At 41.6% G+C, this 15,002-nt stretch carries 16 protein-coding genes and 2 pseudogenes; 10 read left to right on the top strand and 8 right to left on the bottom strand.

All coding sequences use genetic code 11. The annotated features are described in order from the left end of the window. Positions 1-94: 94 nt before the first annotated feature. The 5 genes from M1D67_RS08045 to M1D67_RS08025 all read right to left on the bottom strand — a co-directional run bounded on the left by M1D67_RS08045 (position 95) and on the right by M1D67_RS08025 (position 5,404). Positions 95-2,002 carry a heavy metal translocating P-type ATPase gene (locus M1D67_RS08045; protein ID WP_145929646.1) on the bottom strand — a complete coding sequence of 636 codons (1,908 nt, stop codon included), beginning with the start codon at positions 2,000-2,002 and terminating at the stop codon, positions 95-97. A 271-nt stretch (positions 2,003-2,273) separates the two neighbouring features. Next, positions 2,274-2,765: an endospore biogenesis thiol-disulfide oxidoreductase StoA gene (gene stoA, locus M1D67_RS08040; protein WP_479831761.1), complete on the bottom strand. Its 492-nt coding sequence runs from the start codon at positions 2,763-2,765 to the stop codon at positions 2,274-2,276. A 63-nt stretch (positions 2,766-2,828) separates the two neighbouring features. Then, positions 2,829-4,169 (bottom strand): polysaccharide biosynthesis protein, encoded by a 1,341-nt coding sequence (locus M1D67_RS08035; protein ID WP_023857303.1) that lies wholly within the window; start codon positions 4,167-4,169, stop codon positions 2,829-2,831. Positions 4,170-4,348: 179 nt separating this feature from the next. Continuing rightward, a complete protein-coding gene (locus tag M1D67_RS08030; protein WP_020451169.1) occupies positions 4,349-4,957 on the bottom strand; it encodes a cell wall hydrolase in 609 nt (202 codons plus the stop codon). Positions 4,958-5,185: 228 nt separating this feature from the next. Further along, positions 5,186-5,404 (bottom strand): hypothetical protein, encoded by a 219-nt coding sequence (locus tag M1D67_RS08025; RefSeq protein ID WP_371268714.1) that lies wholly within the window; start codon positions 5,402-5,404, stop codon positions 5,186-5,188. Positions 5,405-5,546: 142 nt separating this feature from the next. Between M1D67_RS08025 and M1D67_RS08020 the strand changes: the two genes are divergently transcribed. Then, positions 5,547-5,735: a YkvS family protein gene (locus tag M1D67_RS08020; protein ID WP_003181225.1), complete on the top strand. Its 189-nt coding sequence runs from the start codon at positions 5,547-5,549 to the stop codon at positions 5,733-5,735. Positions 5,736-6,056: 321 nt separating this feature from the next. On the opposite strand, the gene M1D67_RS08015 is transcribed toward M1D67_RS08020, so the two are convergent. From M1D67_RS08015 to M1D67_RS08005, 3 genes and pseudogenes are all read right to left on the bottom strand, one after another. Then, the gene (locus M1D67_RS08015; protein WP_101560803.1) at positions 6,057-6,911 is read right to left on the bottom strand and encodes a DUF1672 family protein; all 855 of its coding nucleotides are present in this window, start codon (positions 6,909-6,911) and stop codon (positions 6,057-6,059) included. Positions 6,912-7,323: 412 nt separating this feature from the next. After that, complete coding sequence (locus M1D67_RS08010; protein WP_075213209.1) at positions 7,324-7,638, bottom strand: MafI2 family immunity protein; 315 nt, start codon at positions 7,636-7,638, stop codon at positions 7,324-7,326. A 526-nt stretch (positions 7,639-8,164) separates the two neighbouring features. Next, positions 8,165-8,365: pseudogene (locus tag M1D67_RS08005) on the bottom strand (DUF1433 domain-containing protein); the annotation flags it as partial. On the opposite strand from M1D67_RS08005, the gene M1D67_RS08000 reads away from it, so the two are divergent. The 9 genes and pseudogenes from M1D67_RS08000 to M1D67_RS07960 all read left to right on the top strand — a co-directional run bounded on the left by M1D67_RS08000 (position 8,363) and on the right by M1D67_RS07960 (position 14,981). Next, complete coding sequence (locus M1D67_RS08000; RefSeq protein ID WP_479831843.1) at positions 8,363-9,781, top strand: lipase; 1,419 nt, start codon at positions 8,363-8,365, stop codon at positions 9,779-9,781. The pseudogene M1D67_RS08005 and the gene M1D67_RS08000 overlap by 3 nt on opposite strands. A gap of 11 nt (positions 9,782-9,792) precedes the next feature. Further along, positions 9,793-10,125, top strand: coding sequence for a hypothetical protein (locus M1D67_RS07995; RefSeq protein WP_020451163.1), 333 nt, complete (start codon positions 9,793-9,795; stop codon positions 10,123-10,125). Between the two features lie 555 nt (positions 10,126-10,680). Further along, complete coding sequence (locus M1D67_RS07990) at positions 10,681-11,163, top strand: DUF2975 domain-containing protein (protein ID WP_026579803.1); 483 nt, start codon at positions 10,681-10,683, stop codon at positions 11,161-11,163. A 10-nt stretch (positions 11,164-11,173) separates the two neighbouring features. Continuing rightward, complete coding sequence (locus M1D67_RS07985) at positions 11,174-11,395, top strand: helix-turn-helix domain-containing protein (protein WP_020451161.1); 222 nt, start codon at positions 11,174-11,176, stop codon at positions 11,393-11,395. 110 nt (positions 11,396-11,505) lie between these two features. Beyond that, the gene (locus M1D67_RS07980) at positions 11,506-12,297 is read left to right on the top strand and encodes a DUF817 domain-containing protein (RefSeq protein WP_023857306.1); all 792 of its coding nucleotides are present in this window, start codon (positions 11,506-11,508) and stop codon (positions 12,295-12,297) included. Positions 12,298-12,673: 376 nt separating this feature from the next. Beyond that, positions 12,674-13,183: a DinB family protein gene (locus M1D67_RS07975; protein ID WP_095290342.1), complete on the top strand. Its 510-nt coding sequence runs from the start codon at positions 12,674-12,676 to the stop codon at positions 13,181-13,183. 122 nt (positions 13,184-13,305) lie between these two features. Next, positions 13,306-13,470 carry a DUF3967 domain-containing protein gene (locus tag M1D67_RS07970; RefSeq protein ID WP_224066980.1) on the top strand — a complete coding sequence of 55 codons (165 nt, stop codon included), beginning with the start codon at positions 13,306-13,308 and terminating at the stop codon, positions 13,468-13,470. A gap of 592 nt (positions 13,471-14,062) precedes the next feature. Next, a pseudogene (locus M1D67_RS07965) lies at positions 14,063-14,232 on the top strand (DUF8096 family protein). 179 nt (positions 14,233-14,411) lie between these two features. Continuing rightward, positions 14,412-14,981, top strand: coding sequence for a hypothetical protein (locus M1D67_RS07960; protein WP_095290340.1), 570 nt, complete (start codon positions 14,412-14,414; stop codon positions 14,979-14,981). Positions 14,982-15,002 lie beyond the last annotated feature (21 nt).

Here is a 15,002-nt window from a genome sequence, read left to right as displayed (position 1 = left end):
AGGATGCCGCCCGCTTCTATTATTGCCGCCTCTTCCTCAAACAGCCCTCTGATGTGAAAAAACGGCTGCCGTTAGCATGCAGCCGTTTCTTTATTTAGGATTTCAGCAGCCTGAGACCGTTTAAAATAACAAGCAGCGTGCTGCCTTCATGTCCGATGACACCGAGTGGCAGATCAAGAATTTGAAGAAAGTTGCTGCAGATTAAAAGACAGATCACACCAAGAGAGAAAATCACGTTTTGTTTAATGATCGTATTCATTTTCCGGGAGAGCCGAATCATTTTGGTCAGTCCTGTCAATTCGTTTTTCATTAAAACAACATCCGCTGTTTCCAGTGCGACATCTGTGCCTCCCCCCATTGCGATCCCCACATCAGCGGCGGCAAGGGCCGGTGCATCATTGATTCCGTCTCCCACCATAACGATTGTTCCGTATGTTTTTTTCAGTTTTTGCGCTTCCTCTACTTTTCTGTCAGGAAGGCATTCTGAAACGACGATTTTCAAGCCCGCTTCTCGTGCGATGGCCGCTGCGGTTTCAGGCTGGTCCCCGGTCAGCATCGCCGTCTGAACACCAAGCGCATTCAGCTCTTCGATCACCGCTTTAGCTTCCGGTCTGATTTGGTCTTTTAATGCAAAACACCCCGCGATTTTTTCGCCTTTTTTCACGAACACAATTGTTTTTCCCTGCTTGGCAAGCTCCTGAACAGCCGCCGTGAGAAATTGCCCGGCTGCCTCTTCCCCGACAAATCCAGCTTTGCCGATCAGCCATGTCTCTCCATTGTATCGAGCCTGAACGCCAAACCCTGACGTCTCCTCGATTGACACATTCGCGGGAGGCTCGATGCCTTTTGCTTCTGCATACTCGACAATCGCTTTGGCAAGCGGATGGCCTGACTGCTTCTCAATCGCAGCAGCAGCCTCCAAGCATTCGCGCTCCTCGATATCAGCAGCTAAAAGCATATCCTCCACGCCGGGCTTTCCGTTCGTAATCGTTCCCGTTTTATCCAATGCAACGATTTTGCTGTTGCCAAGTTTTTCAAGAAAAACACTGCCTTTGACAAGCAGGCCGTTTCTTGCGCCATTCGAGATTAAAGACAGCGCGGCAGGCATGATTGAAGCGACAAGGGCACACGGCGAAGCGACGACCATGAACACCATCGCTCTGTAAAATGTCTCGCTCCAGCTCCAGCCAAGCAGAAAATGTGGCAGAAAGAGCAGCAGTCCGACAGCAAGCAAAACCCCTTTAACGTAAATATTTTCAAACCGCTCAATAAACGCCTGTGACGGCGAAACACTGTTTTGTGCAGACTCAACGAGCCGAATGATCTTTTTGAACAACGAATCTTCATTTGTCTTTGTGACACGGACGGTGAGCGATCCGCTCAAATTGACTGTACCCGCAAAAACCGCGTCTCCGAGGGTTTTTTCCGCGGGGATTGATTCACCCGTTAGTGCCGATTCGTCGATACTCGTTCTTCCCGATTCGATCTCCCCGTCTGCCGCAATGCGTTCCCCGGGTTTAATAAGAATGAGGTCGCCCGCTTGAAGATCGGCCGCCGCCACGGTTCTTGTTCTTTCTTCTTCGAGCAAAACGGCTTCCTCCGGCTCCAATTTCATCAGCGATGTCAAATCGCGTTTGCTTTTATTTAATGTATACGTTTCAAGCGCCCCGCTGAGAGAAAAGATAAAAATTAACACTGCCCCTTCAGCCCAGTAGCCGATCAGCGCTGACCCGACCGCCGCAAAAATCATCAGAAGTTCAACATTCAGCGTTTTTTCCGCCAGCGTTTCTTGTATACCTTCTTTCGCTTTGGCAAAGCCGCCGATACAAAAAGCTAAAATAAACAGAACAACGGACAATGTTTTATTGCCGGACAACAGCCAGCCTGCAAGAATCAACAAACCCGACAAAAGCGCAGCAATCAATTCCCCGTGCTGCCTCCAATTTTCAAAATGAAACGTGTGACGGTTCTGCTGCGATTGTTTCCCGATCTCTAATTGCATCTCCAATATCCTCCCTAATTGAGAATGTAATTCATCGTCAATTTCCTTCTTAAAAAACAAATTGCCGCCTCATCGGCAGCATAAACATGGAGTATTTTATTTATATAAAGGGTATGACTGCTTCTTGTCCATTGAACACACCCTTTTCTATTTCCCATTATAGCACGGCTTTCTACGTTTTCAAATAATAATTATTATAATTTCTTCATGATATTAATTATCATTTAGATTTCAAAAAAAAAGCTGAACCCCCGGCTCAGCTTTTCCCGGCTCAGCTTTTCCCTGCCCATTCTTTCATTTGTTCCACAGTAATGGGTCCGACAACCGATTTCTCCAGCTCTCCTTTTTCGTTAAAGAAAAATGTTGTTGGAATCGTCATGACATTGTAGGCTTTCATCATTTCGCCCTTTTTGTCAAAAACGATCGGAAATGTCAGCTTGTTTGCTTTAATAAACTGTTTCACCTTCTGTTCGTTTTTTTCGGCATTCAGCAGATTCACGGTCACGAGCTTTACTCCGGATTGCTTGCTTTCATAGTAGGATTGGAATCGCGGAAGCTCTTCACGGCACGGCGGACACCAGGTCGTCCAAAAATGAACGATCGTCTTTTGGCCTGCGGCGGGAATGACGACGCGCTGCCCCTCCACCGTGTTCATCTGCATGACTGCCGGAGAAGCATGTTTTGCAGAGGCCTGCGGCTGAAATACGAAGGCTCCGAAAAAAAGCAACAGGATGAGCGGATAAATAAGACTGATTCTTCGCATATGAACTCCCCTTCTTTTTAGTATTAGCTTCCCCGCAAAAACCAAAACTATGAAGAGGGTCAATCAGCGGCTTTCAATTCTCGGAGATCGGGATTTGTTTGTCAAAAAAAGCGTGACGCCCAGCTCTTTGCAAATCGTCACATAATGCAGCGCCGTCAGCAAAATCATTCCGGTATTCATCGCTAGGATGATCCCCGTCATCTGCAATGTCTGCATGGATCCGAGAACATACATCATCAAAAACGACAAAACACTGGCCCATACATTATGATAAAAGGCATCTTTGGCCAACCCCATTCCGATTAAACAGGCCTGAAACGGCATGGCAAAAAAGTGAAATAAAAAATACGGCCACAGCATTTTCAGGTAAAACGACGCCTTAACCGAATCGAAAAATAAGTGGGTCAGCGGATCTGCAAAGTGATACATCACCATAACGGACGGTATGCCGTAAAACAGCGTGATGAAGATCGCTTGTTTAATCCGTTTGATCACTCTTTCGTATTGTCCGTAAGCGTAGCTTTCGGAAATGCTCGGGATCATGACGACCATCAGTGAATGGGCGATGAAAGCCGGAAAAAAGCCGATTGTCATCGCCACCCCCGAAAGCATGCCGAACTGGTCGATGGCCGATGTTCTCGATACGCCAGCGGCAAGCAGCGTCCCCTTCACCAAAAAAGGTTCAACTGCGTTTGTCACAGCGTGAAAAACGCGCAGCCCCGTCGTCGGGATCGAAACAGTGAGCAGGCGCTTTAAAACATCGTTTCTCCGCAGGTGGATCTGCTGCCCTTTTTGAGCGGCGCGCCTGACCAAAACAAACTGAGAAAACAGATAAACAAACACGACCACTTCACTTGCAACAAGGACAAACAACGAGATCAGAAGAGAAGTATCCAATTCAAAGGAATACCATTGAAAAAATAAAAACAAGCCGATGAGCTGAAAGATTTTTTTCAGGGCATTCGCCGTTGCGATTTTACCCATTTGCTGAACGCCCATGAAGTAGCCTCTCGCGATCGACGTAAAGGCAACCGTAGGGATCATCCCGATCACAAGCCCTCTGATCAGAGGGTGGTAAGAATCAAAAACCGGAATAAATGGAAGAATGATCACTGCAGCTGCCGTGGAAAAAACCGTGCAGACCGCAGTCATCCGCAATGCATGTTTCAGCATGCTTTCGTGCAGCTTCGGGGTGGACTCGGCGATAAACTTCGATATCGATACAGGCAGCTCAAGGCTCGCAATCACCACAACTAAAAAAATGGAAGGCAAAACACTCATGTAGAGCCCCATGCCATGCTCGCCAAGCTCCCGTGCAAGAATCATGTTGATGACGAATTCAAGACATTCTGCAAAAAAAGCAGCTAGCGAAAGAAGAACGATTCCTTTTACAAAACGGTTCATGAGGTCTCTCCTTGTCTCACGGGTTTATCCCATCATATGAGACAAGTCTAAAAATTATTTTCTTTTTCATTGAAAATTGATTTTCATAAAGTATCAAAAACAAATTTTTTCTTGGGGGGTGAAAAGTGAGAAAGAATTGCATATAAAAAGCAGTCAAGGCGGATGGCCCTGACTGCTTTTTAGATCGCAAAGACATGATTGCCGATGCGCTTCACGACTTTTCTTGTTTTAATCCAGTCATCAGAAGCGATGTCGGGATTATAGAAAAATAAAGCGTCTGTTTCTTTTTTATTTTGATCTACCGCTTCTTCCACAGCTTCAACTGATTCGCGGTCTGCTTTTTTCTCGATGCTGCCGTTTAGAACGGGCTCAAAAGCGTTTCTTTGATAGATCACGCTTTTTACGCTGTCAGGAAATCGGCCGTCTTCCACCCGGTTCAGGACGACATTGGCAACAGCCACTTTTCCTTCAAATGACTCGCCTTTCGCTTCGGCATGTACAAGCCTTGATAAAAGATCTTTTTCTTTATGTGAAAGATCCGTCGTCTCTTCATCAGCTTCTTCTTTTTCCTGCTCCTCTTCAGCCGGCAGATGCGCGGCTTCAATGAAGCTTTTTTCATCTGTTAATTGAAAAGCAGGATTTTCTTCCTGTTTAAGGCTTTCCATCAGCCGTTCCATTTCCTGTTTATCTTTTTTCGAGAACAACATGACAGCTTGAGCATGTTCGATTCTTGCTGCCGGCAGCATGCAGATTAAAAACGCAGCTAGCGCAGCAAATTTCGATTTCATTTCCTTCCTCCTTGTCAAATCTTCATCGAAAAAAACATATGTTTTACACTAACAAGACGAATCGCTGATTTCATTGCCAAAATGTTGGCATGCCTTCCATCAAACTGTCCGGTTGTCACATTATTGCAGACGGCCGGACGATTTCATGCAGAAAACACCAAAATCTCCAGAAACATATGGCTTCACACAAATAAAAAAGCTTTCTCAGCCGGTCTGAGAAAGCCTTTTTCAGCTTCTTGCCTCTTTCATATATTGAAATATAATATCTCCGCCATGCTGGGCAATGCCGCGAAAATGCTTAAAATCTTCCTGCTTTGTTAAGATGGCTCTGAAAGAAAGAAAATCTTCTTTTTTTACGTGGAGTTCATGAATGCTCCCTGACCTTAATTGCTCGATCTGATCGATGGCATTTTGCTCTGTCACCTGTTCTCTCCCCTTTTCTCTCATCATCTTTAACTAATTAACTATAACATTAAGTCACACCGGGTACAACAATAGTGATGCCGCTTCCCAAATTGCTTTACTTCTCCAAGAAAATATTGCAAAATACTTTCAATAGGTTAATTTACTTTAAAGGAGAGGAAGTCACTTGAAAATTGCAAAAGTCGGGAACGTCATCGAATTTAAAAACGGACTCACCGGAATCGTAGAGAAAGTAAACGAAAACTCTGTGATCGTCGATGTTACGATTATGGAAAACTACAGAGACTTGGAACTGGACTCCTTAACCGTCGTCAATCATAAAAACTATAAAATTATTAAAGATTCCCTGCATTAATCAGCCGCCCTTTACAGCACATATTCACGATTTCCACGCAGCTTTATTTCCACAAGTTTTTCTGCAAAAGGAAAAACCGCCTGCCACCCGGGTCCGGCGGTTTTTTTCCTCTGTTCCCTGCATCGTCCCGAAGAAGTTTGCTATTTGAAGCATCGCGCCGCGCCGTAATCGATGCCGCTTTTTGATTGAACAGCTGAAAAAACCGGCGACCGTGCGGAATGAAATGAAATACCCGACCGCTTTCCGGCTCCTTAAAACATTATTTTAAAATAGATCTCCGTATCAGTACATTTTCAATTTCATGATCAGTTTAGAAAGACATTATCGTCCAAGCGTGCTTTTTCTTGGATTAAATCCTAAGTTTTTATCGATTCTATTGTCATTCAAGTAAATGCTGTAAGTCCCTGGTGCCAGCTCTTCCATGTCTTCAATATCCTGCACCAATTGATTATAAATGCGTTCACTTGGCCTTGTATGTGCTTTTTTCATATATAAATTTATATTGATATCACATGATTTTGGGGTGATTTCTTCATCTTCTAATTTTTCCTGCCAGTCTTGTTTGCTTCTTTTCGGGTTTTCTAAATATGCTGAATAAAGGTCATCCTTCCAATCAGCAGTTAAAGAAACAGCATAATAAGGCGTCTGATATCCCTTACCGCTTGTGTTATCAACGGCTGCCTGCGTTTTGCCTACAATCGGCTCTTCTTCTGTTAGCTTCTCTAAATAGTAATCTAGCGCGGCAAATTCGTCTTCAAAAGCCAATACGTATATCGCGCTTGTAATCGAGTCTTTCACGTCCAACTCCGATGAACGGATCGCGTCAGTCTGCACCTCTTTCTTGTCCAAATCAATTTTAATTTTTGCGCTTGTGTAGAAATGCAATTTTCCGACCGATTCAGCATACACAGTAACAAATCCATGCCCTCCGACAATGTTATGGACTTTTACCTTTGTTCTATATTGATCCAAGAAATAATCTTTTACGGTTTTTTCAACCTCATCTCGATGCGCTTCTGCGATCTCAGCGGTTTCTTTCTGATAACCCCTGCTCTGAATATGAAAATCTTGTCCTGTGTAATCTTGGACGCTAATGTCAGACTCCTCTCTGTTCTGACATCCGCCTATAAATAAAAGTAAACCAATTCCAAGCGCTGCTGCTTTTTTATATTTCAAAACTGTATCCTCCAGTTCATACTGCAATAACCTTATACGTTTTTATTGAATCACGTTCCATGTTTGCTAATTATTAGGCACGCTTCATTATAAATCATTTGAAGTGTATTTTTGGTATTATGTATAAAAAATAAGACAATAGAACTAATAAAATTTGTGTCATTCTCGATTTTTGAGTTCTTTAGTTCTAGGTAAAAGTTCTTTCCAAAAAGAATAGACGTGCAATGATGCACGCCTAATCAACATGAATATCTTTTTATTATTGTGAACTTGTGCGTTTTTGAAAGTGGTTTCCCGATAACCAACTATCATATTAAAGCTTTAATCCCTATAATCTTAAAATGAATTCACCTTTCGTTTATTACACTTCATACCAAACTCCGTAACAAATTATAATAAAGTGTTTTACAGCTTATCCTATTTCATCATGCTCGTTGTCTTCCCATCTTAAAAATGCCCAAAACTGTAATTTATCCATTTTTAAAGGAAACTTATGATTGATATACTCTTCTTCACAGTCCTTAATATGTGGAAAGTCAGCAAGTACCTCTGTACAAGCTACGCTCAGCATTTCTATTTCATCGTCTGTCGGCTCCCCGTTAAAATAGCCTTTCCAGTATAACGTTTCATTTTCTAACTTGACTGCGAGTCCCCTTAATTTGTATGGAATTGCCCCCAATAAAGCGTAATGGCAACTGATGATTAAATTATTCAATGCCGAATCCATATTTTCAATATTCACCTCAGTATAATAAGCTTTTTCTAAAGTATACCCTTCCTCACAAGATTGAGCTGAGCTAAATCGTTCCGGCTATTCATGGGAACGTTGTAGAAGTAAGGAAAAAGGTTCACTCATTTTAAAAGGGTTCTTTAATATCCGCAATCTTTTCTTTTATGGCGTACCCAAAACATTTATGACGGACTAATATCGACATCCTCATTAGGGAAATATCACGACAGGTTCATCAAAAATTAATATAGATTTCTCAGGGATCTGAGTTTAACGGGCACCGTTTATTTGGCTCCTCAGTCATTCGCTAACTTTCTCGTAATTCTCTTCGAAAATCTCTTTTTCCACCGGGTAAAGCTCACCCTTCATGCGTGTAACGATGTAATGCTTTACGGTAGGTTTAAAACAAATACTAGAAATGATATCACAACATTATTTATTATCAGGGGTAATAAAACTGATTAGTTAAACAAACGTGAGATAAAAATAGAAAAAAGCCCGCTCAATCGAGTCGGACCTTTTATTAATAATCGCAAATTTTATCTTTACATTCGGGCTTTCTTTCAGCATCGACTGTGAAGGATCCTACTTCGTCATTTGACTTATCATAAATACCCCATATTTTCTTTTGCTTATCACCATTTAGATACCCTTTAATATCAATTCCGCCCATTGGGTTCACTTCGTAGTCATCAGAATAATCAATTGACTTAATGTCCTCATAAGCGATATTCCTAATTTAACAGATAAGGATTATTATTTTCTTAGCCAAAACACATATAGTAGCAATAAAATGAAAGAAGCTTTCAAGGATAGAACACCTATAGAGAGTAAATCAAATAAGGCTTATTACGTTGATAAAATTAAAAGGGACTCTGACACCGGACTCGACGCGTATGTATTTGTTCAAGCGAAGAAAAAGGACGGTAAATGGGTTAAACCTGACACACCAAAAAACGTCGTCGTAGCCTTCGCGGGAACAGATCCTAAGAACCAATTCTTCCAAGATGTTATTGACGCTGACGGCGGGAACGTTGTAATGGGAATTGACCCGAAAAAGAAGGAACACTACATAGTCGAAAAAGATGCGAAAGATACTTCTAAAACACTCGGAAAATATAACGGAACTCCGACACAAGACTCGATGCTTAGCACCGGTAACTACAAGTTAATTACGAAAACGTCCCAAATCGGGCAAGCTGACAATCTGGTGCGGGAAGTTAAACAAAAGTATAAAGGCACCTCGACGGTCATTTCAACAACCGGACATTCTCTCGGCGGCGCAGAGGCTGAATACAGTGCGGTCAACAATAATGTCTATGCCGTAGCGTTTAACAGCCCTTCAATCGTCCACCTACACTCTGCGGAGCAGCAAAAAAAAATTAATAACGGTGAATATGACCGATCCATAAAATCGATTATCAACCCGGATGATATGGTCGGGGCCGGCTGGTGGAACGAGTATGACCGGCACAACGGTACGACAATTTATACGAAGGACCCTGAATTATCAAATGCGGTGCGCGAGGCGAGAATGCAGGGCGATGTATTCCAACAAATCGGGCAAAACGCTGGGTATTTCTTTCAGACCGCAATCTTAGGAATGCCTGATACGCATTGGGTCGGAAGTAATAACTTCACCTTCGACGAAAACGGCAACGTTCAAAATATAGAGGGCGATGAGCTCGTTTATGACAAAAATTTAAAAGCGATGCTCCCACCGGAAGTTGCATCCGGAAGTGGCGCAATTAAAGTAACACCCGCAGTTGCCAAACAGCTCGCGCAAAAAGTAAATGTGATGATCAACGATCTGCGGACGATGAAACGCGAAGCCGAAAACGCTTATCAGGAACACGACGCTGCGATCAACGACCTGAAACACGATACCTACCGTCAAGTCGGCCACGGTTTATACGACAAGCTGACACTCGAAGATGTAAACAATACGCTGAAAAACCTGGCGCAGTCGTTTGATAAAAAAGGCAATCCGCTCTTTTACGATGTTCATGCCGAAAAAGCGTACATCGCCTCATTACAAAATACGATTTCAGATTTAGAAGACATCAGCAGGTACCTTGCTCAGATCGCAAAAGATTTTAAATCAAAAGATAAAATGCTGGCAAACTGGCTTAAGCTTTAGGAGATGACATAATGGAAAATTTCAATAAACTAGCCTCACTCAACAACTTAAACGGTGATCAAGAAGATACGCTCCTCATACGGCGCAATCAGCTTCAAATGCTGAAAACGGGCATGAGGGTATCAGCCGCAACGAAGCTTGAAGGCATTAAAACGACACTAAGACCGAAGTTTAAGATAGACGATATACAAAAAGAAATGAACAGCGTCTATTCATCGCTTCTCTACAGCTTTGAAGGAAAAGCGCAAGAGGCGCTTGCTCAACGAATCAGCCAAAGCGCCCAGCAGCTTATTAACACGGAGCAGGACGGAGAAAGTTTTGTGAATGGATTTAAGACGAGATGAAGGCGCCTTAATTGGCGTCTTATTTTTATTTAAATCTAACAACATTCTCTTTTCTGTTTTCACCACACTAATCGTCTTCGGTCTTCACCTCAAATAACTCCTCGACTTCAACCCGAGTCTTCACGTTATGGGCAAAGACATGCCAATCGGAAGCTGTTTTATTGTCTCCTTGTTGACACATATTCCTTTATGGTACGTTTGAGCTTTTTCACCCTAGGATTTATTTGACGATATGGTTCTGCTGAGTTCCGGTTAACTATCGCATAACCAGCGTTTTTCAATCCATTGACTGTCTCGAACCTGCGTTCATATAAGCTATCGTTCGAAAGACGCTTTAAGCTTGATCTTTTCGTTTGGCGGAAGCCGCAAAGGTCCAAAAGAGGTGATGTATACTCCGCTGACGTATTTCTTTGCATAGCTTTATAAACGCTTGTCTAAAATCAAAAAGATATCATACCATAACAACAATAAAATCACCTTTATCAATAATTTTTTATTGTAAAACGATAAATAATGTGTTAAATTCAAATCGACAAAATAAGTGAGGTGCTCTTTATGAAACGTGGATCAACACTCTTTTTAAAGATAGCTGTTATTCTTATTGGAATCCCAGTTCTTGCTTTGTGCATATTTTTCGTGCCGAAGATAGCGAATTTTGCAGCTGATTTGTATCCAGATATTTCTTATCTGAAATATCTCGTTTATATCGATTTGTATGCAGCGGCGATACCTTTTTACTTTGCTCTGTATCAAGCCTTTAAACTTTTAAGCTATATTGACCACAATAAAGCTTTCTCGAAATTGTCTGTACGGGCTTTAAAGAATATAAAATACTGTGCAATCACCATCAGTATTTTATTAGCGGCAGGCATGCCGCTCTTCTATCTCATCGCGGAGATGGACGACGCTCCTGGCATCATACTAATCGGACTGGTCCTTATTTTTGCTTCAATGGTTATCGCCGTCTTTGCTGCTGTTCTCCAAAGGCTATTGCAAGAAGCGATTGATATAAAATCAGAAAATGATTTAACAGTCTGAGGTGAAAACAATGGCAATTATTATCAATATTGACGTGATGCTTGCTAAAAGAAAAATGAGCGTAACGGAACTTTCTGAGAGGGTTGGAATCACAATGGCGAATCTTTCTATATTAAAAAACGGAAAGGCAAAGGCTATTCGATTATCAACTTTAGAGGCGATTTGCAAGGCTTTAGAATGTCAACCCGGAGATATTTTGGAATACCGAAGTGATGAAGACACTCATGATTAAAAATTTAGCCTATTCGGCGGTGATCTTATGCGCATACCCGTAAATCTGTTTAGCTGCAATACTAAGCTGGCCTCGCATATATTCAGAAAAAAACTTCGGAGGCACACATGATGAGAGCACTAAATCAACTCGTTCGTTTTGGTTGGGAGCAGTCCTTGTCATGTTTATTTCCTGTCGTTATTTTTGCCTCTTTGGCAATTACACAAATCATTCCTCTTCCCTTCCTGCCGCGGTATGACTGGCTGCTCATCATCTGCCTTCTCATGCAGTGGTGGATGGTGTATTCCGGGCTTGAAACACGGGATGAACTAAAGGTGATCACATTGTTCCACCTTATTGGACTAGCTCTTGAACTTTTCAAGGTGCAAATGGGCTCCTGGTCTTATCCAGAGGAAGGTTATTCCAAAATCTTTGGAGTGCCTTTATATAGCGGCTTTATGTATGCAAGTGTCGCCAGTTATCTTTGCCAGGCGTGGAGGAGGCTTAAGGTTGAACTGGTTAAGTGGCCGCCGTTTTTCGTCGTTGTACCTCTTGCCGCTGCGATTTATTTGAATTTTTTCCTCCATCATTATTGGATTGACGTCCGCTTTTGGTTATCTGGACTTGTAGTAATTGTCTTTTGGAAATCATGGGTCATATACGAGGTTAATGGAATTCGTTACCGTATGCCGCTCGCACTTTCTTTTGTGCTCATCGGATTTTTTATATGGATAGCCGAAAATATCGCAACGTTTTTTGGAGCCTGGACATATCCAAACCAAACCAGCGCGTGGAGTCTCGTTCATCTAGGAAAAGTGAGTTCATGGCTCTTACTAGTGATTGTCAGCTTTCTAATCGTGGCCACGTTAAAACTGGTTAAGGAGAAAGATTCCACTAGAGTTGATGCCGGTCAATTTTTATAACTCTTTATTTTAAAGGGTATCAAGGAGCTTATGACGCCATAGTTGGCGTCTATTTTTAGTATTCGCAATCTTGGTCTCTGCATTCTTTTTGCATAACTGCAACAAGCTCATTATCTTATTATTTCTCGGGATGTATATACCGTCATGTTTTCTTCAATGATTTTCCATATGTATTTTCGCAGTTTTAAACTCTTCAATTTCTTCATTTTATCGGTCGCACTTGGCTATGTATCATTATTATGTATCTTTTCCCCCTCAAAATAGAGCGCCTTGATTTGCCTGCATTAAAGTTCGATTAAATCAAGCATTTAATGATGGTACACATTTGTGTATAATTAGAAGAATATTTTGATATGTTTTAAGGGGTGGGATAGTGATGGAAAAACACGAATATGATTGGGTGAAACAAACAAGACAGATTTTACTAGACCAGTGTAAAGTATTGAATAAAAATGATTTTACAAAAGAGTTTGGATTTGGTTTTCAAAGTATAAGAGATTCTTTAGTTCATGTGGCTGGTTGTTATCATGCTTGGCTGGGTTCTTTTGTGCTTTCAAAAACAACTTCACCACTCATAACAAAGGAAGCACTCCATAATATGCAGATAGAAGATATTCAACGTTATTTTCAACAGGCTGATATATATGTGGATACTGTGTTTGAACAATTCACTGAGAAATTTGATGATTTTATCGAAAAAGAGCCTTCTTGGAAAGCGGGCAGTGGAATCGTAAAAAAAACACCACACCAATTACTAGTCCATTCTATTACGCATGAGTTTCATCATAAGGGGCAAATTGTAGCAATGTTACGGTTGCTTGGTTATATTCCTAATAATACAGATATTTTGGGACTGCCTGAAAAAGAATTTTCTATAGATCAATAATAGATAACAACTGCGTATCTGTTACGTTCAGGCCACTGTGTGGACTAAAAGATATGCTGGACGGCCTGAATATAGATCACGCCTTATCTCAATTTGTCAAACAACAAGAGGAATTCAATAAAATGATGCTGGAACGCATTGAACTTTTTGAGAAACGGCAGAAGGAAAGAGACGAAATGCTGATGAAATCCCTTCGTGAATCCCAGGAAACTCAAAAAATGCTGGGCGCCGTTCGCAAGAAAAAGTGGTGGCAATTCTGGAAATGTTCTTCCTTGTTTATTGAATGAACTAGTGAAAATATGGGGTGAAACTTTAAAACAAAAAAGTGATAATAAGAGAAAAACTCTCATAATGGAAGGATAACTATCTGAATGAAATTAAAGAAGTTAACAAATTTACCTCGGATATCTATAATAATTCCTTTCACACTCGTGATAACAGCGTCTTTAATTTTTTCTAAAAGCTTTTTCAATAATAAAGAAATACAAACTCTCTCTCAAAATTGCTTTAATTCTGGAGGGAATCCCACTGTAGAATTAGGGACTCTTAATTTAGATTATTCATTCGAATGTATAAAATAAAAGTTAAAACGCGCGACAAGGGATTGTGCAAGGAAGACAGTGCGCTGCTTCTTTCGACATAGACGGCCAGAGTATGCCGGCGTTATGGAGTTTATGCCTTAGGATGCGCGGCGGAAGCTACACGCTGAGAGAAAAGACGTCGAAGAAACGGAGAAGTACGTTTATATTGAGCCGGTTGGGTGCCGCGTCAAACACCGGGTCAAGACTGAAAACGGATTACTGCGGATTCCTTCGTTCCTTGAATGCGTTGAATTGAACGCACTATTGTCGCATTCTAATAGTTGGAGGTTGAGGCCGAATTTACGAAACAAGAGGCTATGATACGACGATTGTTTACGATTATAAAGAGTATTCTGACGTCCATTACGGGGGCTGCGATAACTGCGACTATACGATGTTTAAATTTCGGTGAAGGACGGCGTTTTCCTACGCGAGTGCCGTCAGTTCGGTATGAAAAAAAGCATATAAAATCTCTAAGACACTGGTTTTCCGGTGTCTTTTTTATTTACAAGACATCATCCCATTCACATCACACTAACTTTTCCCTATTTTATAACATTATGTAAGCCTCATGAAAGTCTTTTCCTTATATTGGTACAATTAATCTATCAACTACATATTCAAACAAATGAAAGGGAGATGCGAAGATGAAAAAACTCGTCATAACAACGACCGTTGCTTGTATGTTCGGCACATGTTTAGCGCCTTTTTCTTCCGAAGCGCAAGCTAAGACAGACTCACAAATTCAACTAGACACGTTGACAATTGAGGAAGAAATGGAAACGCAACAAATAGCCGAGGACTTAAAGTTCATTTTTGGGGAAGCCTCCTCAGAAGTTGACGGAAAGTTCGTCATTAATAAGGATATGGTCGCGGAAAAATTCGGTCAATCGTCCGTTGCTACAGTGGAAGCATTTGTTAAACTTGTTAATGGAGAGGGGCTAACTGCGGAGGATTTAAAAGGCGTTCCCGATCCCCAAGCTAATTCTAGTCAATTTCAAACGGCTTCATGGTGGGGATGTCTTAAAGAAAAAATCATTGATTTTACCGGCTTAGGATTTATTGGCGGCGGCCTGGAAAAGATGCTTAAAAAGAAACTTTGGAAAAAAGCCGCGACTGAGATAATCAAGATTGTCGGGAAAAATGCAATCCGCGGTGGCGTCCTTGGATTAGCCGGAAGTCTTGCATGGTTTAGTGTGCGGTGCATCGGAAAATAAAGAGAACAAAGGGGATGTTAT

Source organism: Bacillus sp. PK6-025, assembly GCF_056530265.1.
This window is presented reverse-complemented; position numbering and strand designations above follow the sequence as displayed.

Bases quoted from the DNA above. Each gene is read 5' to 3' on its own strand.
- M1D67_RS08045 (WP_145929646.1), bottom strand. From the start codon at position 2,002: ATGCAATTAGAGATCGGGAAACAATCGCAGCAGAACCGTCACACGTTT.
- M1D67_RS07985 (WP_020451161.1), top strand. From the start codon at position 11,174: ATGGCAATTATTATCAATATTGACGTGATGCTTGCTAAAAGAAAAATG.
- M1D67_RS07990 (WP_026579803.1), top strand. From the start codon at position 10,681: ATGAAACGTGGATCAACACTCTTTTTAAAGATAGCTGTTATTCTTATT.
- M1D67_RS08035 (WP_023857303.1), bottom strand. From the start codon at position 4,169: ATGAACCGTTTTGTAAAAGGAATCGTTCTTCTTTCGCTAGCTGCTTTT.
- M1D67_RS08030 (WP_020451169.1), bottom strand. From the start codon at position 4,957: ATGAAATCGAAATTTGCTGCGCTAGCTGCGTTTTTAATCTGCATGCTG.
- M1D67_RS08025 (WP_371268714.1), bottom strand. From the start codon at position 5,404: ATGAGAGAAAAGGGGAGAGAACAGGTGACAGAGCAAAATGCCATCGAT.
- M1D67_RS07995 (WP_020451163.1), top strand. From the start codon at position 9,793: ATGGAAAATTTCAATAAACTAGCCTCACTCAACAACTTAAACGGTGAT.
- M1D67_RS07970 (WP_224066980.1), top strand. From the start codon at position 13,306: ATGATGCTGGAACGCATTGAACTTTTTGAGAAACGGCAGAAGGAAAGA.
- M1D67_RS07960 (WP_095290340.1), top strand. From the start codon at position 14,412: ATGAAAAAACTCGTCATAACAACGACCGTTGCTTGTATGTTCGGCACA.
- M1D67_RS08010 (WP_075213209.1), bottom strand. From the start codon at position 7,638: ATGGATTCGGCATTGAATAATTTAATCATCAGTTGCCATTACGCTTTA.
- M1D67_RS07975 (WP_095290342.1), top strand. From the start codon at position 12,674: ATGGAAAAACACGAATATGATTGGGTGAAACAAACAAGACAGATTTTA.
- stoA (WP_479831761.1), bottom strand. From the start codon at position 2,765: ATGCGAAGAATCAGTCTTATTTATCCGCTCATCCTGTTGCTTTTTTTC.
- M1D67_RS07980 (WP_023857306.1), top strand. From the start codon at position 11,506: ATGAGAGCACTAAATCAACTCGTTCGTTTTGGTTGGGAGCAGTCCTTG.